At 43.4% G+C, this 19,780-nt stretch carries 15 protein-coding genes and 2 tRNA genes; all 17 read left to right on the top strand.

Annotation, left to right across the window (positions count from 1 at the left end):
- A partial coding sequence (locus V3V99_09910) for a 3-hydroxyacyl-CoA dehydrogenase family protein (protein ID MEE9442967.1) occupies positions 1 to 233 on the top strand: 233 nt, incomplete at its 5' end.
- Positions 234 to 266: 33 nt separating this feature from the next.
- Positions 267 to 1,406, top strand: coding sequence for an acyl-CoA dehydrogenase family protein (locus tag V3V99_09905; protein MEE9442966.1), 1,140 nt, complete (start codon positions 267 to 269; stop codon positions 1,404 to 1,406).
- Complete coding sequence (locus tag V3V99_09900) at positions 1,406 to 2,560, top strand: acyl-CoA dehydrogenase family protein (GenBank protein ID MEE9442965.1); 1,155 nt, start codon at positions 1,406 to 1,408, stop codon at positions 2,558 to 2,560. Before V3V99_09905 ends, V3V99_09900 begins: the two co-directional genes overlap by 1 nt.
- 15 nt (positions 2,561 to 2,575) lie before the next feature.
- On the top strand, positions 2,576 to 3,148 hold the full coding sequence (locus tag V3V99_09895) for a biotin transporter BioY (GenBank protein ID MEE9442964.1): 573 nt from the start codon (positions 2,576 to 2,578) through the stop codon (positions 3,146 to 3,148).
- A 114-nt stretch (positions 3,149 to 3,262) separates the two neighbouring features.
- Positions 3,263 to 4,750, top strand: a complete 1,488-nt coding sequence (locus V3V99_09890) for a hypothetical protein (GenBank protein MEE9442963.1) — start codon at positions 3,263 to 3,265, stop codon at positions 4,748 to 4,750.
- A gap of 5 nt (positions 4,751 to 4,755) precedes the next feature.
- Entirely contained in the window at positions 4,756 to 5,709 is a 954-nt protein-coding gene (locus V3V99_09885; GenBank protein ID MEE9442962.1) for an ROK family protein, read from the top strand.
- A 76-nt stretch (positions 5,710 to 5,785) separates the two neighbouring features.
- A tRNA-Phe gene (locus V3V99_09880) sits at positions 5,786 to 5,858 on the top strand.
- Between the two features lie 16 nt (positions 5,859 to 5,874).
- Positions 5,875 to 5,947: transfer RNA gene (locus V3V99_09875), tRNA-Thr, on the top strand.
- A 146-nt stretch (positions 5,948 to 6,093) separates the two neighbouring features.
- The gene (fusA, locus tag V3V99_09870) at positions 6,094 to 8,169 is read left to right on the top strand and encodes an elongation factor G (protein MEE9442961.1); all 2,076 of its coding nucleotides are present in this window, start codon (positions 6,094 to 6,096) and stop codon (positions 8,167 to 8,169) included.
- Between the two features lie 161 nt (positions 8,170 to 8,330).
- On the top strand, positions 8,331 to 8,978 hold the full coding sequence (locus tag V3V99_09865; GenBank protein MEE9442960.1) for a hypothetical protein: 648 nt from the start codon (positions 8,331 to 8,333) through the stop codon (positions 8,976 to 8,978).
- Positions 8,979 to 9,067: 89 nt separating this feature from the next.
- Entirely contained in the window at positions 9,068 to 10,408 is a 1,341-nt protein-coding gene (locus tag V3V99_09860; protein MEE9442959.1) for a sigma-54 dependent transcriptional regulator, read from the top strand.
- Between the two features lie 186 nt (positions 10,409 to 10,594).
- Entirely contained in the window at positions 10,595 to 11,293 is a 699-nt protein-coding gene (locus V3V99_09855) for an STAS domain-containing protein (GenBank protein ID MEE9442958.1), read from the top strand.
- A 199-nt stretch (positions 11,294 to 11,492) separates the two neighbouring features.
- The gene (locus tag V3V99_09850; GenBank protein MEE9442957.1) at positions 11,493 to 15,230 is read left to right on the top strand and encodes a S8 family serine peptidase; all 3,738 of its coding nucleotides are present in this window, start codon (positions 11,493 to 11,495) and stop codon (positions 15,228 to 15,230) included.
- Entirely contained in the window at positions 15,227 to 17,395 is a 2,169-nt protein-coding gene (locus V3V99_09845; protein MEE9442956.1) for a hypothetical protein, read from the top strand. Before V3V99_09850 ends, V3V99_09845 begins: the two co-directional genes overlap by 4 nt.
- A gap of 111 nt (positions 17,396 to 17,506) precedes the next feature.
- The gene (locus tag V3V99_09840; GenBank protein ID MEE9442955.1) at positions 17,507 to 18,172 is read left to right on the top strand and encodes a hypothetical protein; all 666 of its coding nucleotides are present in this window, start codon (positions 17,507 to 17,509) and stop codon (positions 18,170 to 18,172) included.
- 124 nt (positions 18,173 to 18,296) lie between these two features.
- Entirely contained in the window at positions 18,297 to 18,629 is a 333-nt protein-coding gene (locus V3V99_09835) for a LapA family protein (GenBank protein MEE9442954.1), read from the top strand.
- Complete coding sequence (locus V3V99_09830; GenBank protein MEE9442953.1) at positions 18,626 to 19,768, top strand: hypothetical protein; 1,143 nt, start codon at positions 18,626 to 18,628, stop codon at positions 19,766 to 19,768. The genes V3V99_09835 and V3V99_09830 overlap by 4 nt, the downstream gene beginning before the upstream one ends.
- The last annotated feature ends 12 nt before the right edge of the window (positions 19,769 to 19,780 follow it).

The raw sequence follows: 19,780 nt of genomic DNA, 5'->3' as shown, positions 1-19,780 counted from the left end.
CCGCATACACGCTCATGGAAGGAGTGGCGACGGCGGAAGGTATTGATACCGTGATGAAGCTTGGCTTGGCTCATCCAATGGGACCGCTGACATTGGCTGATTTTATCGGACTCGATGTTTGCCTGGCGATACTGGAAGTGCTGCATGACGGACTGGGTGATCCCAAATATCGTCCCTGTCCTTTACTTAGAAAAATGGTTCAGGCCGGCTATCTTGGTCGAAAATCCGGCTGAGGATTTTATAACTACGAGTAAGGAGTCCAATTAATGGATTTTAATCTCACCGAAGATGATCTGATGATCAAGGAAGCGGCGGCCGAGTTCGCCGCCAAACGCATCTTTCCCAACGCGGAAAAATGGGATGAGGAGGGAAATGTACCTCAGGAAATTTTGGACGAACTGGCCGAATTGGGATATTTTGGCATGATGTTGCCGGAAGAATACGGAGGTCTGGAGCTTCCCTCGGTAACTTTTAATCTGGCCATGGAAGAGCTGGCGGCCGCTTGCGCCGGTTTGACGATCATGATTTCGGTTCACAATTCGCTTTGTTGTGAAGCAGTGAATCGATTCGGTTCGGATGAATTAAAGAAAAAATATTTGCCTCAAATGGCCGCCGGCTCGATTGGCTCATACTGTCTGACTGAGCCTGATGCAGGTACCGATGCCGCTTCGATTAAAACTTCGGCGGTAAAGAAGGGTGATAAATATATAATTAACGGCACCAAGGCCTTTGTTACCAGCGGCGGGTTGGCCGGATTTTATATTGTTTTTGCGGTTACCGATCCGGACAAAGGCTCCAAAGGTATTTCCTGTTTTATCATTCCCAAGGGTACTCCCGGCGTGAATCTTGGCGCTCCGGAAAAGAAGATGGGTATCAAAGTTTCCGATACTCGCGAAATTTCATTTACGGATGTCGAGATAGATGCTGCCAATATAATCGGCGAGGAAGGAACCGGATTCAAAATGGCGGTCATTCTGCTCAACAATGGCCGGATTGGTGTATCATTTCAGGCCCTTGGAATCGCACGAGCCGCTTATGAAGAAGCTCTCAAGTATTCCAAGGAGAGGATACAATTTGGCCAACCGATATGTAATTTTCAGGCGATTCAATTTAAGCTGGCCGAAATGGCGACCAGAATCGACGCCGCCAAATTATTGGCGTTGAGGGCGGCTTCAATGAAGGATAATGGTCAATTTATCGCTACTGAAGCGGCTATGTCGAAACTGGTATGTTCGCAGACGGCGAATTGGGTCGCCAATGAAGCGGTTCAGATACATGGCGGATATGGTTATATGAAAGAATATCCAGTTGAGCGGTATTTTCGCGATGCCCGAGTAACCGAAATTTATGAGGGCACGACTGAAGCTCAGAAAATAGTTATATCACGCCAATTACTTAAGGATTAATGGTGTTTTTAGATAAAAAACATCTTGAATATAGAGAAAAAATCAGGGATTTTTCCGAGGAAAAGATAGCCCCCTATGCGGCCGAAATTGACGAGGAACAAAAGTTCCGCGTTGGGAGCCTAAAGGATCTCGCGTCAGAAGGGCTTATGGGGATGGTTGTCTCCGAAGATTACGGCGGTTCTATGGTTGATACTGTGTCGTACTCAATCGCGGTAGAAGAACTATCGCGAGTTTGCGGTTCGACCGGTATTATTATCGCGGCCCACAATAGCCTCGGTTGTTTTCCAATACATAAATTTGGTTCGGAGAATCAAAAGAAGAAATATTTGCCCCGGGGTACTGAGGGCGGCGAACTTTTGGCTTTTGGTTTGACCGAACCTGAAGCGGGGTCCGATGCCGGAGCCACAAGAACTACCTCTGTCAAAAACGGAGATGGGTGGATAGTAAACGGAACCAAATGTTTCATTACTTCGGCATCGAATGCTTTTGCTTCAGTGATTACCGCGAAGACGTCGGATGAGCCCGGTGTTAAAGGGATATCATCGTTTATTCTTGAAAAAGAATGGGAAGGTTACGAGATTGGTAAAAAGGAAAATAAGCTGGGTTTGAGAGGGTCGGATACGGCTTTTATGCATTTTACCGATGTTAAGGTTCCTCCCGAAAACCTGCTTGCTGAATTGGGCGACGGTTTCAAGCAGTTTATGATTACGCTTGACGGCGGTAGAATATCAATAGGGGCCATGGCTCTCGGATTGGCTCAGGGCGCCTATGAATGTGCCGTTAAATATGCCGCCGAGAAAACGGTCAATGGAAAACCAATCGGGACGACTCAGGCGATTCAATGGAAACTGGCTGATATGGCGACTGAAATAGAAGCGGCACGTTACATGGTATATGGTGCTTCAATGATGAAAGATGCCGGGGTGAAATTTTCAAAAGAATCGGCGATGGCCAAACTCTATGCTTCTGAAGTTGGTCGGCGGGCGGCTGAACGGGCTTTGGATATTCTGGGTGAGGTTGGCATAATAACCAATAAATATCCCGCCGAACGAATCCTGCGGGATGTCAAGTTATGTGAAATCGGCGAGGGTACTTCGGAAATCCAACGAATTGTTATCGCTCGCGATGTTCTGAAATCCGTTATGGCTAAATAATCTGGAGGATAAATTTTGAAAACGCATGATGCCGTATATCATAATTATTACGTCGGTGAATTAACTTTGGGGCGGCAGGTAATATATATGCTGACGTTTAACGTATTGTTGATTGCTTCGTCGTATATTCAATTTCCTTTGCCGTTTTCACCCGTTCCGGTTACGGCGCAGACTATGGCGGTATTGGCCTGCGGTTTGTTCCTTGGTCCACTTCGAGGAACTTTTACGGTAATTGTATATCTGCTTGAGGGCTCGCTGGGTTTGCCGGTTTTCGCTGGCGGCTCGGCTGGAATCGCTAAATTAATCGGTCCAACCGGAGGATATTTGATAGGATTCGCCGCGGCTGCGTTTGTTGTCGGCTTGTTGTCGGAGAAAATTCAGTCAATGAATTATTCTAAGCTTCTGGCGGTTTTGACGACAGGGACGGTTGTGATATTTATTCCAGGTGTTTCCGTTGTGTCGCTATACGCACCTGAAGGACAAGCTCTGGTAATGGGACTATATCCGTTTCTACCGGGAGCGGTTGCGAAAATTATCCTGACGGCCTCGTCTTTAGCGGCTTATAAAAAAATAAGAAAATCGTTATAAGCTTTTAAAATTATCTTTTTGGCCCGGATATTTCAATCCGGGCTTTTTATTTATGGCAAAATTCCGATTCTATATGTATAATGGCAAAAATTGGAAATATTCCCGGAGGATTAAGTGAAGAAGATAGTTCTATCAATCATTATTTATATGTTTTCTGTTTCTACGGTTTCGGCCCAGGTTTTACAGCGGGCACCATCATTGTCTGATTACTGGCCCGAGGGTAAGAAAAAAACTTACAAGTTTTTGGTAGATAGCATTGAGGTGGGAAAACTTGATGCCACTAATACGGGGATGGAGGATGGACTCTGGAAGATTGAGGAAAACCTCTTTTTGAATTTTATAAAAATCGGTATCAGTGATATTCGCATGACTGAAAGTAAGCTTTATCTGCATCCCGATGGAACCTTCAATAATATTGAAATGGCGATTACAATTGATACCGTGTATGAAACTCTTATTGCTCACTTTGACTCAATTGAGAACAAAATCAATATGACAATCAATGAAAATGTAAGCTATAATTACTATTCGCATGTTCCCGGGCCGGTGTTCTCCTGCGATGATAATATGTTTGATCAAATTGAAATCATTCTGGCGATGAATGATCTCAATCCTGCTGAAAACATAAAGGTTCCAATTTATACTTTTAAGAGTCGGTACTATGTTGATTATGAATTTGATGTGATTGGAAAAACGGCGATTCGATATGGAAATTTCGCTGATTCAGTCTGGGAAGTAAAAATGATTTACCCCGCTGATTTGACAGTGTTCATTAATGAGCGGCACGAATTGGTTCGGCTGGAATATCCCAATCGCAATCTTGTATTTGAACTTGAGCGAAACGTATTTGAAGATTCGGGCACGGCAGCAGTTTTTGAGGATGAGGGATTTTTTACCAACCATATTAGAAGAATGCCAATTTATGGCGCCTATTTACTGTGCGCGTTTGTTTGGGTGTTGTTTCTGGGGCGTGAAGCTACACGATTGAAGGTTGCGTATATATATTTCATTGCCGGGGGTATCCTTTATTATTTTCTGATGATTTCTCTAATTCCATTGCAGCAGGAATATTCCTTAAAGTTTCTTTTCCCGGCGATTCAAGCCGATGAATCGATTTATGTTCCGGCCCTGGGTTCTTCGATTATGGTTGGCATATTTCATGCGATATTTAAACTAATACTTTTGATGATTCTTGTAACACTATTAAATAATAAGAGGATAAACGCACTGCATATTGGCGCGTTTGTTGGCGCGGGTCTGGGATTTGTCGAATCATCTTATATTACGGGTCCTATGTTTCAAGCGGGAGTTTTACCCGTGGCAACAATTGTTGAGAGAGCATTTACCATATTATTTCATACCGCTCTTGGGGCTTTATTAGGCTATGGGATTGCTCGAAGAAAGACCTTGTTGTTTTGGCTATACGCGGTAATTATCCATTCGTTTGTCGTTTACCTTATTGTATTCGTTCAATCGAATATTCTTGAGATCAAGACTCTTGCGATAATAACGGTCGCTTATTACATCCTGACGGCAATCACGGTTTTTTATGCTCGTCGAAATTATTTACGACAAATCGCCGGAAGTAAAAGGAAGCGATAAATAGAATGTTGTTTGCCGGGATTGATATCGGAGCGACTAATATCAAGTATGGATTGGTTGAATCAGATGGAAAGATTAAATTTCGGGGAAAAATCACCACTCCCGGAACCGGACTGCCCAATAAATTATTTGAAAAAATAATATATTGCGCCGAACAATTACTGTTTGAAGCGGATGATTTGGATTTGCCTGTTGGCTACCTTGGAGTCGGGTCGCCGGGAGCGATTAATGTCAAGACTGGAGTAGTCGCCGGGGCATGTCCTAATATACCCGGATGGGTCGGGTTTCATTTGCGAGACCGATTATCGGAGCATTTAAATATCCCCATATTTATTGATAATGACGCCAATTGCGCCGGATTGGCCGAGTATCGATTTGGCGCGGGACAGGGTTATGAAGATATAATTTGTTTGACTGTCGGCACCGGTATTGGCGGAGGCATAATTAGAAATGGTGAAATTTATCATGGCAGCAATTATTCGGCCGGTGAGATTGGTCATACCAGGATTATTATAGATAAATCAGGCGGATTTGAATCGGATATACTTGAGAGATTAGTTTCATCTCGTGCCATTTTGATGCGGGTGAAAAATCGTCTCGAGCAGGAGATGACTCCTGCCTTTCAAAATATTCTGGGTGGGGATTTATCACGACTCACGATCCGGAGGGTATTTAGCGCCTTGAACAAAGGAGATAAAATCGCTCATGACGTAATTAATGAATCGGCGCGAATTTTGGGGGTGGCTTTATCGGGAATTGTAAATTTATTGAATCCTGAACTGATTATAATCGGGGGCGGAGTTGCTGAAGGCGGGCATAAATTTGTCGATATCGCCAGGGAAACGATTATGTCGGAATGTCTGCCGGTAGCCGCTGAAACATTGGAAGTTGTTCCTACCCGGATGGGTAATGATGCCGGATTTATCGGTGCGGCATTCTTAGGCGAGGGCAAAAGATAGTATTAAATATAAATCCTTAAAGTTTGGAGTTGACAAGAGCTTAAGTTTTCATAAATTGGCACATCTAAATGCAGATGCCGCCCTAGCTCAGTCGGTAGAGCAACGGACTGAAAATCCGTGTGTCCGCAGTTCAATTCTGCGGGGCGGCACTTTTTTGTTTAATAAGCCACCGTAGCTCAGATGGTAGAGCAATTGATTCGTAATCAGTAGGTCAGCGGTTCGATCCCGCTCGGTGGCTCTTAATATTTCTTAATTATCCTAAAATCAGCGCTTAAATAAGTATAGAGCATGCCCGAAATAATTTGACAAATGTTTTAATTGGCCTTATTTTGTGCGTCTATATTAATTTGATATTTTGTGTTTTTTGAGGAGGATATTCCTAAGATGGCTATGACCACAGACAAGATTCGCAACATTGGATTGGTTGGACAGCGCGGCGCCGGAAAAACGACTTTAGCCGAAGCAATGGCTTATTCCGCCGGTGTTACCAACCGGCTCGGTTCGACGGATGAGGGTACGACAATTTCCGATTACACCGAAGAAGAAAAATCAAGGCAAACATCCTTGAACTTATCCTTAATAAATTGCCCGTGGAAAAATATTAAAATCAATATCGCGGATACTCCCGGTCATATGGACTTCGTGGGCGAGGTTCTCTCCGGTCTGGCGGTAGTTGATTCGGCGATTATGACGGTCAATGCCGGCAGTGGAGTTGAGGTCGGAACTCTTCAGTATTTTAATTTTCTGGAAAAGGCCAGGAAACCAACCATCTTCGCTGTGAATCGCCTCGATAAGGAAAACGCGAATTTCAATCGAAATTTGGCGGCTTTACAGGAAGCATTCGGCAATAAAGTTATCCCGATTCAAATTCCGATCGGCGCGGCGGATAAATTTTCCGGCGTTGTGGATTTGATCAGGATGAAAGCGATCTCATTTGACGATAAGGGCAAGCAAACTCTCGGTGACATTCCCGGAGACATGCAATCTGATTGTAATGCGGCCCGTGAAAAATTGGTAGAGGTTGTCGCGGAATCAAATGACGATTTATTGGAAAAATTCTTTGAAGAAGGCACCCTGTCGGATGATGAATTTAAAGCCGGCTTAAAAAATGGTATCGCCTCATCATCTATTTATCCCGTATTGGCCTGCGCGGCAACCAGTAATATTGGCGTGTCATCGATTCTTGATCTGGCCGTTGAATATTTGCCAAATCCATCTGAGGTAGTTCCGGTAAAAGCCAAAAACGCCGGCAATGACGAAGAAGTGGAGATTGCCTGTTCTACGGACAATCCAACCGCGGTTTACGTTTTTAAGACAATTAGTGAACAACATGTCGGCGATCTTTCTTTGGTTAAAGTCTTTTCCGGAAAAATCAATTCCGGACTGGAGCTAACCAATGTACAAACCGGTTCGGAACGAGTAGGCCAGATCTATGAATTAACCGGTAAAGACCGCAAAGAAGTTGACGGAGCCAACGCGGGTGATATCGTGGGGCTGGTTAAGCTCAAAAACACTCATACCGGAAATTCACTTTGCATTAAAAGCAATCAGGTTATTTTGCCGGAGCCGGATTATCCAGAGCCGGTAATGGATATGACCATCAGACCCAAGGCCAAAGGCGATGATGAAAAAATGGGATTGGGGCTTAATAAGCTTAATGAGTCGGATCCGACTTTTAGGGTTGTGCAGGACCCGGCGCTGAGGCAAACTTTGCTTTTTGGCCAGGGTGATGCTCAGATTGATTTGTTGGTCGATAAATTAAAGACCCGATTCGGCGTTGAAGTAGAGCTTGATCGTCCGAGAATTCCATATCGTGAAACTATTCGCGCCAAGACTGAAATCCAGGGAAAATATAAGAAGCAATCCGGGGGGCGGGGTCAGTATGGTGACTGCTGGCTGAGGATGGAGCCCAAACCGCGGGGCGATGGATTTGAATTTTCTGATGAGATTAAGGGCGGAGTCATACCCAGTAAGTTTGTTCCCTCGGTCCAAAAAGGGGTTGTGGAGGCGATGCAGGAAGGGATACTATGCGGCTCGCCGGTAGTTGATACAAAGGTAACGGTTTATTTCGGTTCTTATCATTCCGTAGATTCTTCGGACATGGCGTTTAAGATGGCAGGAATAATGGCCTTTAGGAACGGTTACCCGAATTGTAAACCGGTTATTCTCGAACCAATCTATAATGTTGCAATTTTCGTTCCGGACGATTACACCGGTGATGTCATGGGCGATATTTCATCGCGCCGCGGCAAGATTATCGGTATGGATCCTCTGGGTAAGAGGCAGAGAGTCAGGGCCAGCGTGCCTCAGGCTGAATTGTATAAATATTCCGTTGATTTGAGGTCGATGACACAGGGACAGGGAGTTTATTCTCGCGAATTTTCGCATTATGAAGAAGTTCCCCCTGATATCTCACAGAAATTGCAGGAGGAATACAAGGCGTCAAAGGGTCAGGAATAGACTGCAGGCAATTTGGGGCCCGACAAAAATAATTGGTCAGGCTTCAAAGATTAATTGCATTTTCTATTGACAAAGTACGTCCTAATCTAATATTATTGAAATTTAATCGCCGGATGCAAGCAGCCGGTATAATCTTAACGAGGTAATGTAGGGCAGTGGATATGAATCGTAAAATCTTTTTCGCAGTTGTTATGTCGTTTTTTGTTTTTTCTTCGATGGTATTGGCGCAATATGAAGATGAGCCTTATGTCGAAGGTTTTGTCGGGGGCAATTTTACTTCACCGAGCGGTTATATGAAAAATGATTTGGTACCCGATAGTCTTAATGCCACGGGTGGCTTAGGTTTCATTATTGGGGGTGGATATTATTTTAGATCAAACCTGATTCTGGGATTGTATTTCAGCATGAACAATATGGGAGCAAACGATATCGACCTAAATCATCGGGTTTTCGATTTTGGTATTTACACAAAATATTTTATTAAGGATCTTTCTGAGTCTTCTTTTTCGCCCTACGTTAAGGTTTCAGGCGGACTGGCTTTCAGCAAACTAATCACCAAAGTAACCAGTAACGGCGGCGTTACCTTCCGGGAATTATCTTATTCACCGGCTTTGGGAGTTGATGTCGCGCTTGGATTGCATTGGAAGACCAATGAATATGGGGCTCTTTATTTTGAAGGCGGTTACAAAACTGATTTAATGGATGGCGTTACCGGCGAATTTAAAGGCGTTGATTATCCATGGCTGGATAATAATAATTTCCTGATAATACGCGCCGGTGTCATATTTAATATTGGTCCCAAAGAATAATTAAATAGAAAAATCCGAAAAAAAACCTTTTCTCCGGCATGAGAAAAGGTTTTTTTTGTACAAATAGGAATACTTAAAGGGATAAAAATATGCCCAAAATTCTAATTGTCGATGACGAGGCCGCCCAGCGCGATATGCTGTCGGGCTTTTTGGAAAAAAAAGGATTTCAGGTTTCGAAGGCATCAAACGGTCAGGAGGCTCTGGATATATATTCCAATATATTCGCTCCCGTCGCTGTAATCGATATGAAAATGCCGGAAATGGGCGGTCTTGAATTGCTGAGTAAATTAAGAGATATAAATCCCTTTATTCAAGTGATAGTTTTAACCGCGTTCGGTACGGTGGAAACAGCCGTTGAAGCGATGCAAAGTGGAGCATACGGATATCTGACCAAACCTGTCAATCTTGAAGAATTACTTATAAACTTAAAAAGGGCCGCAGAAAAAAACCGACTGATAGTTGACATTGACTTACTAAAACGAACCCAGATGGAATTGGCAGATATACCTGAATTGATTGGAGAGTCAGGGGCTCTAATGCAGGTGCGTTCTCTTGTCTCGCGGGTTGGGCCGACCGATTCGACCGTTATGATTACCGGCCCCTCAGGTTCCGGAAAGGGACTTATCGCCGAAATACTGCATCGACTGTCGCCTCGAAAAGAAAATCGATTTGTACCGCTAAATTGCGCTTCACTTCCGGAAACTCTGTTGGAATCCGAATTGTTCGGCCATGAAAAGGGCGCTTTTACCGGGGCCGATAAAAAGCGACCGGGAAGGTTTGAGTTGGCCGATGGAGGAACGATTTTCCTGGATGAAATTGGAGATATGACGCCAGCGATGCAGGCCAAGCTTCTGCGCGTGCTGGAAGACGGCAGCTTTGAACCTTTGGGTTCCGATAAATCCAAAAAAGTTGATGTCAGGGTCATTTCAGCCACTAATCGGGATTTGAAAAGACTTATAGAGGAAGGGAAATTCAGGCAGGATCTATTCTTCCGAATAAATACCGTTAATATTGAAATGCCTCCACTTCGTGAGAGAGGGGGCGACATTTTGACACTGGCCGAATATTTTATAAAAAAATCCGCAATTAAAATGAATAAAAAGATTGAAGGTATTTCCGAATCGGCGGCATCGCTTCTTGTTGCGTACGATTGGCCGGGGAATGTCAGGGAGCTTCAGAATGTTATTGAGAGAGCCGTTGTTTTATCGATTGAGAATATAATCGATATAGATGTTTTACCCGGTCTGAATGTTTCTGAAACTAAAAAATCGCCTTTGCGAAAAATCAGCCTGTCTGATTTGGAGCGAGAACATATCCGGGCGCTTTTGATTTCCGAAAAATGGAATATGCAGAAAACGGCCGATATTCTCGGAATTCATCGCAATACTCTAAGGCAAAAGTTAAAGGATTATAAAATAAATAAAGAGTAAAATCCGTAATTCTGATAGATTAATTTTGGCATGGAGTTTTGCGGGCCGGGAAAATACAGAAAACCGTACAGATATAGAGTATTAAATTGGTTTAATCCTTGGCTGATTTCATAACGGTCGGGGGTTAAGTTTCGCTTATTTTGTGGCGATTTTCTTTATAGTAGGTTATATTTTAGCGTGAACGCAATGGAAGATATAAGATTGTCATTATCTCAAGCCGGCCCTTCAGGCGAATTATCAATTATTCGCGCCGACGGCGTGGTTGATACCCTGACCGCTTCCGAGCTTGAAGTCGCGATTGATACTTTGCTCCGGCAGGACAAGTATAAAATCCTGATTGATTTGGGCGGAGTGGACTATATCTCATCGGCAGGATGGGGGATTTTTGTCTCCAAAATTCAGGAAATCAGGCAAAAATCCGGAGATATTAAACTCGTTAATATGATACCCAATGTTTACGAGATTTATGAACTCCTGGAATTTGAACATATTATTCAGGCTTTTGATTCCATCGAAAGGGGCAAAGACGCCTTTAATATTTCACATGCGGAATCTCCGAATACTGAAAAAGTATGGAAGACGGCTGATAAGATCGTTGATGAAACCGGTAATAGGATACAATCCGCATTTTCTCCCGGCACTAAATCGCGGACACAAAGAGATTCCGGAATTGTTTTCCCAAACGCCGAGCCGGAAGAAATAATCGTTAATCTGGTGGCGGAAGATCCTTTTAGTTCGATATCAGAATTGGTTCAGGACGCATCTGAACTGGCGCCAAAAGTCGATTGGGGCTGGTGGAGGATATTTGGTATTTTGCGCCGAAAAAAATTGCTCAGCCGTCGTTCGCGATTTCGCCTTTCGCGCCGCAAAATTCGCGGACGTTAGAATCATTGTTCTTTTCGCAGAGAGATTCAGAAATTTGGTTTTGAAATAGAAATATATTTTTATATATTGTCTTGCCAACCGTCTTTAAGTAAATCCTCACCGCCCAGAAATTTAGACAATAAGGCTATGTTAATGATGCCTTGACATAATTTATTTTCGTATTAACTTTAATTAGAGAAATAGCCAGCGCGGAAAGCCAATGAAGATAACCGTTATTTACAGTAGCCAGATAATCCTGATGTTAATTTTACTGGGGAGCGTTACCGGTGCTGCCAATGATTCAGATATTTCTTATCAACCGGGCAAAGTGTTAATACTGACAGATAACGGTTTTAGGCCCACATTAAATACACTCTTTTCAAAAGTCAGCGCAACCGACGCAGGCTTTTATCAGGGATGGACTTTACGCTCATTGGCGGAAAGTTATTCTACAAAATATTTTGGGAAAAAAGCGGCCAGCGAGACTTTTCTGGCGGATTTGTATATTCTTGATTTTCCTGACACAATTGATGTAATGGACGTAATAGGCAATATTCAAAAGAGTCCGGGAGTGCGTCTGGTTGAGCCCGATTATAAAATGGAATTATTCGACTGGCCATCGGATTCCTTGTTTGAATATCAATGGTATTATCATAACAGCGGTCAAGAATACTATGGAGTTATTCGTCACGAAGGCGAAAACAATGATACTTTATATTTGGCAACCGGCCTGGCGGGTGAAGATATCAAATTGTCAACGGTTTATGATAACGTACCCGCTGACGCCGTTGAGGTGATTGTGGCAATTCTCGATACGGGCGTTGATTACGGACATCCCGATCTGCAGGGAAATATATTTTTCAATCAAGATGATATTCCGGGCAATGACATCGATGACGATCATAATGGGTTAGTAGATGATTATGTGGGATGGGATTTTTCCGGAAATTCATTATCGGTATTCGGCGCCATTGGAGATAGCGATCCGTCCGATAATGTCGGTCACGGGACTCATATCGCCGGTTTGATCGCTGCCAAATGGAATCAAACGGGAATTTCGGGTTTTCCGGGAAATATAAAGATTTTGCCTGTCAAAATTTTCCCGAGGGCGTTTCAATCTGTGACGGTTCCGGCCATTATTTATGCCGTAGAAATGGGCGCACGAGTTATGAACCTGAGCTGGGGCTCTCCCTATGAGATGGGGATACTTCACGAAGCAATAAAATATGCGCATAGCCGTGGATGCATTCTGGTTGCGGCGGCAGGAAACTTTGGAAATAGCATCACGGTTGTTCCGGCGGGTTTTGACGAAACGTTTACAGTCGGGGGAACAAACTCTCACGGATATGTAACGTATTTTTCTTCCTACGGGCCATCTCTTGATATAGTCGCGCCGGGCCGGGATATTTTATCGCTTCGGGCAAGAAATACCGATTTATATGAAGATGAGGAACCGGGGCTGCGCATTATTGCCGAAGATTATATTCTGGCCGACGGCACCTCGATGTCGGCGCCGCTGGTCGCTGGAGCGGCGGCAATGTTATGGTCTTTTAATCCTTCTTTGGATGCGGCAGCGATTGAACAAACTCTCAGAGAAACGGCTGATGATATTCTGGATCCTTTCAATACCGGCGATAATTTGCCTGGATATGATACTTTATCGGGCTGGGGGCGTCTCAACGTCGGAACCGCTTTTCAATCGCTTAATGGGCCGACAGTTTATCTGACAAATCCCGGCAACGCGGAGATTGTCCGGGGCGATATTCCGATCGGAATCGCAGTCACCGGAGATTATTCCGGATTTGCCAGACTTTATGTGGGCGAAGGGAAATTTCCGGAAGAATGGACTCTGCTTAAAGAGACATCGACGGCTACGGATGATTCACAATTTTTTATCTGGGATAGCGACGGACTGGTAGGATATTATACTTTTCGACTTGATAGCGAAGCAGGAAATCATGAAATAACATGCCGCCTGATTAATGCGGGTGGGGCTTATTTAAGCTCCCCGATAAATGGAGAAGAGTATAAATACCTAATTTCAATTCATGGATCGGCTTTCGGCCAGGAATATGATTCCGTCGTAGCTTCTTATCATGCGGCGGATGCGAGTGAATATAGTAAGATATTTAGTAGTCCTCAGATGTACTTCGATGAATTCGTGGTTGACTGGCCGATATTCTCACTCGAAACCGGATCATATATACTAAAGATAGAATCACATTGCGGGGCCCAGGTTTATTCAGATTTAGCCGAGATTAATATTGTCAATACTATGCGATCCGGATTTCCGAAAGCTCATCCCGGATTTATGGCTTTTTCTCCCGGTACATCTGATATCGACGGCGATGGTAAAAAAGAAATTGTGGTCGGGACGGATCACGGCGTTTATGCCTATAACGATGACGGCTCAATTCTTCCCGGATTTCCGGTTGATACTGATAAGGATATGAGGGCGATACCTTCTTTTGATGACATTGATGGGGATGGGTTGACTGATATTATCATTTCGGGTAAAAGTATTTTGGCTTGTTACAATTATATGGGTCAGTCATTGAGCGGATGGCCACGGCAAGCCTCGACCGGTATGACTTACTATACCTATCCGGTTGTGACGGCTACCGAGTTATTCGATTATTCCGATTCGGTAGCGCTCTATATGTCGCCATACGGTGAGGTCAGGGCATACAAATTTGACGGCACGTCCTATTTTTATTCGCTCGATGGACTGTTTACCGCTCTTGATCCGAATATCTTTGATACTTTGACTAATAGTGGATTATCGGCCCCGTTTGTGACGGCAACAGATTTGGAAAATGACAATACGATTGACGTAGTCGCAATTTATGGCACTACGATTGATGAATCCGGAGTGTATGTCTGGAATGGAAGAAACGGGCTGGCCTTGCCGGGATGGGAATCGCCGCAGGCTCGTAATATCCGCCTGACAGGGGGAGGCGTCCTGGCTGACCTTGATGAGAACGGTACTCTCGAAATAATTGTCGCCGGTGAAGATGCCAGCGGAGCCAATGGCATCTGGGCGTTAGAGAACGGGAAAGAGGATTTGCCGGGGTGGCCGGTTTTTCTACCCGCGATTGATGACTGGATTTCTACTGTACCGGTGAGTGTCGATTTTGACGGGGATGGACGCAAAGAGGTTATCATTGCCTATTATAATTGGGATTTCGCTCATGTCTATGCTTTTAATCATGACGGATCGCCGTGCAAAGATAATCCGTCATATCTGCCTCGAGGATTATTGCTGACGGTCCAAAATACATTGGGACATATTATAATCGCCGATTTAGACGGTAACGGCACTCAAAATATTATCAGTCGAGCCGGGCATTTATTCCCATATACAGCGAGTTATGAGAAAATTTATGTCTGGGAACCGGATGGTACTCCGACTCCCGGGTTCCCCATTATAACTCCGACGCCGGCATCCAGAGTATATTCGACGCCAAATACTCCGGTGGTGGATGATCTGGACGGTGATGGCACGACGGAGATTATTTTATGCGGCGACGCTAACGAGCTTTTTGTCTGGAATCTGGGAACGCCATATATACCCGAAAATATGCTCTGGCCGAAATTTTTAGGAGACGATAAAAATACCGGTGTCAATCCCCATCGAGGAACGCCTACGGCAATCGATGAGTCAAATTCCCACATACCCCTGACTTTTGAAATTACAAGCAATTATCCTAATCCGTTTAATCCTGAAACAACTGTTCAATTCACTCTGGATCGAGGAGGGGATATTAAATTGGATATCTATAATATCCTGGGTCAGCATGTAAACCGGTTGGCGGACGGATATTATCCGGCCGGATCGCATCAGGTTGTCTGGAGCGGCACTGATAATACGGGAAAACCTGTCGCCTCCGGAATTTATCTGGTGCGCCTCAGTGATACCAAAAGAATCTCAACGCATAAAATGATTTTAATGAAATGATTAGATTTATTCTTGTCATATTGATTATGCTGGCATCTTTAGGCGCGGCCGATGATTTTATATATCATGGTTCCTTTTTATGGAATGATATTAGAGATGTTAAAGCGCAAGACAATTATCTGTATTGCGCTTTTCAAAACGGTATCGGCATTGTAAATCTTGATTATGACTATTCAAAAAAATATCTTTTTTCGGATGTTGAAATTCCCGGAGATCCTTACAAAATACAAGTGTTTGATGATTTGCTGGTCACCGAGACCGAATCGGGAGAAATATATCTGGTAGATATATCAAATCCTGCGGCGCCTCAAATGATGGGGTCATTTGTACCGGAATGGGAAATTTGGGATTGGGAATATGTGGATAATTTCTTATACGCCGCGATTGAATATGACGGCGTGGTCCGGTATGACATATCCGACCCGGAAAACATCCTGTTTGATGACAGCAGTATGACCGGTATCAGGGTGATTGATCTCGAAGTATCATCGTCTCGTCTGTTCGCCCTTGACGATTATAACGGATTACTGATTTACGAACCGGATTCCGAAGGATTTGGCGAGGCGGTCTCTCAAATGTTGCTGCCCGAACAGGCCATTTCTTTTTCAATTTATGGCGACACAATTTACGCCGGAATTCGTCCGACCGGATATATGGTCGGTTCGATTGGCGATATCGCTAATCCTGTTTACCTTGAAACGAGAGAATCGTTTATTCGCGGCGATAATATATTCATTACAAATTACGGTACGGTTATCTCCAATGGTGCGGTGGGTTTCGAATTGATTTATGGTGAAGGAGAAACACGAATTGATCAGATTTTCCCCATAAATGAAACTCTTGGTTTTGGTGAAGTATTTTCATATAAAGGACACAATTATATAACTTACGCGCACAGGGAAAAAGGATTTGTTACTTACATTATAGACGACCCGCAAACGCTTGATATAATATACCCGAGCATGGTGTATGCTTCTCCGGGACCGATAAAACAATTGGAATTTCACAATTCAAGGTTGCATACCATCGGACCAAACAATCGCTATGAAATCTATGACATCTCAAATCCGGATAATCCCGTTCGTTCCGGGCGTCTGATTAATCCTCCTTATCGTCCGGCGGGAATGTTTTCAAAAGGAGATACGATATTTGTCGGGGATCATATGACCGGGATGATCTTCCCGGCGTTGGATAATGGCTTCGGCAATCCTGATTTAATCCAACCTTTTTTCTCGATATCGATTTCATTAGGTCAACCTCGAATCATCGAAGATTATTTTTATAACGGCGATCTCATCTATACCTATTACCTGCGATTTATGAAAGGCGTCAGAAGGGATATCGACGGGATAACTCTCGATATTATCAATTGGGAGTTTGAAACGACCACTACTGCGGTTTGTTTTAGGGACAATTTGTTATATCGCGGAACATCCGACGATAAGCTTGAAGTGTATGTAATTGAAAATGATTTTGGTTTACAATTGATCGATGCTACCGAGATCTATGGCCAGGTCAATGATTTCTTAGTTGATGATACAATGATATATATGGCATCATCTGATGGTTTTTACGCCTCGGTGACTAATAGCCCCGGATTACCTTATATCCCTGCCTTGTTCCTGTTTCATTCAATTGCTAATGCCTCTCAATTGGAAATGGAAAACGGAAATATTTATGTGGCCAGCGACGATGGTATATTCGTTTATAATATGTCCAATCCTTTATCGGATGTACTTCTATTTTCAGGGGGAAAGCCGGTTTCCAAATTAGCCGTTCATGGCAATTATATTGCCGCCTCGGATGAGAAGGCTGTCTATATTTATTCAATTCCGATGACAAGCGTTGAAGAGAATCTTCCCCATAATATAGTCGTCGAAAAGCCGTCAATAAATGGATATCCAAATCCTTTCAATCCATCAATCACGCTGGTATTAAAGAATTTTCGATCGGTCGGGGAAAAAATCGCAATCGATATTTATGATATTTTAGGGAGGAAATTACGATCACTGTCAGCTTCTGCCGTTCCTTCTTTGGCTGGAAACACTGAAGTTTACTGGGATGGAAAAGACGATGCCGGTCGGTATGTCTCTTCCGGAATTTATTTATTTAGGGCTCATGCCCGTAACGAATCTGCGTTTTTCAAGGCGGTTTTGGTAAAATAATAGACTTTATTACCGCCTAATTGTATCAGTAAGTAACGACAAATTTATCAAAATCCTTGACAATTGATGAATAATTTTTGATTATTCACAAAAGAATTAGGGAGGATGATCATGAAAAAATCGCTTCGTATAACGTTAACCGTATTTTTCTCGATTATATTTATTGGGGGTACTGTCAGTGCGGGCAAGATCGGTGAGATAAAGGATAAGATATTCACGGATAAAGATCACGGTATATCTCTGGCGGTTCCGGATGGTTATTCAGCCAAGATAGGCTCAAAATCAAAAATATCGCTTCGGTTGACATTAATGGATAAAAGCCCGGTATATCCTCGTCATTTTTTGGGGGGCAATGAGGATTATGCCCAGGTACCAACCTTGAAACTATTGATAGATACCTGCAGTTCCACCGTCGATGAATTTATCGCAACTATGCTCAATCCTGAGTTTAATTCCAAACAGAAAAAGTTTTTCCTAAGACATTTCAAAATTATCGCCAAGCCTCATGATATATTAAAAAGCGGAAATATATCGATCCAGAAAACAAAGGTCGCGCTCCTGGAAGTCCGTCAAGCATATGAAATGCAAATTTCGAATCGTGGTTCTGATCGGGCTAATGCTATTAATGATTATCTGACGGGGTGGATGTTTTTTGCGGTTCGGGACGGTAAAATATATATGATGCATTTTATAAGTGAATACCAAACGAGCGCGAATTATACTCCAATTTGGAACGCAGTGGTTAATAGTATTAAATTCGCCGAAGCCAAAGAATAATTTCCGAAAAGCATGTTTTTCATAACCTGTTTTAGCATAGCTGAAATGGGTTATTTTATATTGACCGGCAAAAAGTTATCTGTTATATAACTTCTTGTTGTATTACCTGTATCAAGGAGGATATATGTGGGCATTTTGGACCGTTTTGATAGTCATTCTGATTGTTATTTTGATCGGATTTGCGGTGTTCAACGCTCAGGAAATGGTGACAGTCGATTTATTCTTCTCCAAATATATCAATATTCCGATGATCGTAGTTGCTTATATGGCATTTACATTTGGGGTATTGATTTCCTTCTTGCTTTTCGTCTCAATATATTTCAGGCAAATATCGGATATTCGGAAATTTAAGAGGCTCGCCGATTCACTTAGTTCTGAGATTTCCGCTCTGCGCAATCGTCCGATTGAAGAAGCGTCGGATAGTTTTATACTTTCAGAAAAGGATGAAAACAAATGACCGAAGCAATCTATCTTTTTCTGTTAGCCATTGTTGTCGCGGCGGCTATCGCCGTTTACTGGTTTCGGCGCGGACAAGAAGAAACCTTTTCACCTGATCCGGGAACGTATATTGAAGGTCTTAAAGCATTATTACGTGATCAGGATGAACAGGCTTTCGCGATGCTCAAGGAGACGGTCTTAAACGATACCGGTAATATCCATGCCTATATTCACCTGGGCAATATATTCCGCCGCCGGAAAAAATATGATCAAGCCATGAAGGTTCATCGAGATTTAACGCATCGAGGAAATCTGACGGAATCGGAGAAACAAGAAATTCTCATGGCTTTATATAAAGATTATCATGCTCTCGGAGACGAGCAGACAGCCATAAAAGCCATAAAAGAATTATTGAAGTTAATGCCGAAAAATAGAAACGCGCTGCAAATTTTGTTGAGATGGCTGGAGAAAAATTGTGAATGGAAAGAAGCGGCCCTGACCCGAAAACAAATTGACAAACTTGAAAAAGTTGATTCCGGTTCTCTCCTGGCGCTGTATAAAGTTTTTGGAGGGGATGAATTAAGCGAAAAAGGCGATACTCACCGGGCGCGGTTGTTTTATAAAGAAGCCCTGCATATTGACAAGAATTGTCTGGCCGCATACGTTGCCATCGGGGAAAGTTATTATGGTGAGCAGCGTCTTGACGATGCCCTGGAATACTGGACAAAGGTTGTCGCGCTCAATCCGCGCAAAAGCCAGGTTGTCTTTGAGCGGTTGAAAAGGGCTTATTTTGAGGTCGGACATTACGGAGAATACGCTGATACTCTGGCGAAACTTCTGCAGGCGTTTCCCGAGCATTTGACGGCTCGCCTGGAACTGGCCTATTTCCTCGAGAAAAAAGGTGAAACCAATACGGCACGGGAACACTTCGTCGCGGGTCAGGATCATCACCCCGATTCTCTTATTGCCAAACTCGGATTGTACCGCCTGAATCGCGAAACCGATCGCAAAGAAGCGGCCGAAAATATTTTCAAACAGATTATGCAAATTGCGGTGAAACGAGAAGCCAAGTCTTTTGTGTGCAAAGAATGCGACTTGGTGGTTGATAATAAAATCTGGCTGTGTCCTCGGTGCAAAGCTGTCGATTCTTTTAACTAAATACTACCGGGA

The sequence above is a fragment of the Candidatus Zixiibacteriota bacterium genome, from assembly GCA_036480375.1.
GTDB lineage: Bacteria > Zixibacteria > MSB-5A5 > GN15 > JAAZOE01 > JAZGGI01.
The sequence above is the reverse complement of the archived record's forward strand: the minus strand, read 5'-3'. Positions and strand labels throughout refer to the sequence as shown.

Bases quoted from the DNA above. Each gene is read 5' to 3' on its own strand.
- V3V99_09905 (MEE9442966.1), top strand. From the start codon at position 267: ATGGATTTTAATCTCACCGAAGATGATCTGATGATCAAGGAAGCGGCG.
- V3V99_09900 (MEE9442965.1), top strand. From the start codon at position 1,406: ATGGTGTTTTTAGATAAAAAACATCTTGAATATAGAGAAAAAATCAGG.
- V3V99_09885 (MEE9442962.1), top strand. From the start codon at position 4,756: ATGTTGTTTGCCGGGATTGATATCGGAGCGACTAATATCAAGTATGGA.
- fusA (MEE9442961.1), top strand. From the start codon at position 6,094: ATGGCTATGACCACAGACAAGATTCGCAACATTGGATTGGTTGGACAG.
- V3V99_09865 (MEE9442960.1), top strand. From the start codon at position 8,331: ATGAATCGTAAAATCTTTTTCGCAGTTGTTATGTCGTTTTTTGTTTTT.
- V3V99_09860 (MEE9442959.1), top strand. From the start codon at position 9,068: ATGCCCAAAATTCTAATTGTCGATGACGAGGCCGCCCAGCGCGATATG.
- V3V99_09855 (MEE9442958.1), top strand. From the start codon at position 10,595: ATGGAAGATATAAGATTGTCATTATCTCAAGCCGGCCCTTCAGGCGAA.
- V3V99_09850 (MEE9442957.1), top strand. From the start codon at position 11,493: ATGAAGATAACCGTTATTTACAGTAGCCAGATAATCCTGATGTTAATT.
- V3V99_09845 (MEE9442956.1), top strand. From the start codon at position 15,227: ATGATTAGATTTATTCTTGTCATATTGATTATGCTGGCATCTTTAGGC.
- V3V99_09840 (MEE9442955.1), top strand. From the start codon at position 17,507: ATGAAAAAATCGCTTCGTATAACGTTAACCGTATTTTTCTCGATTATA.
- V3V99_09835 (MEE9442954.1), top strand. From the start codon at position 18,297: ATGTGGGCATTTTGGACCGTTTTGATAGTCATTCTGATTGTTATTTTG.
- V3V99_09830 (MEE9442953.1), top strand. From the start codon at position 18,626: ATGACCGAAGCAATCTATCTTTTTCTGTTAGCCATTGTTGTCGCGGCG.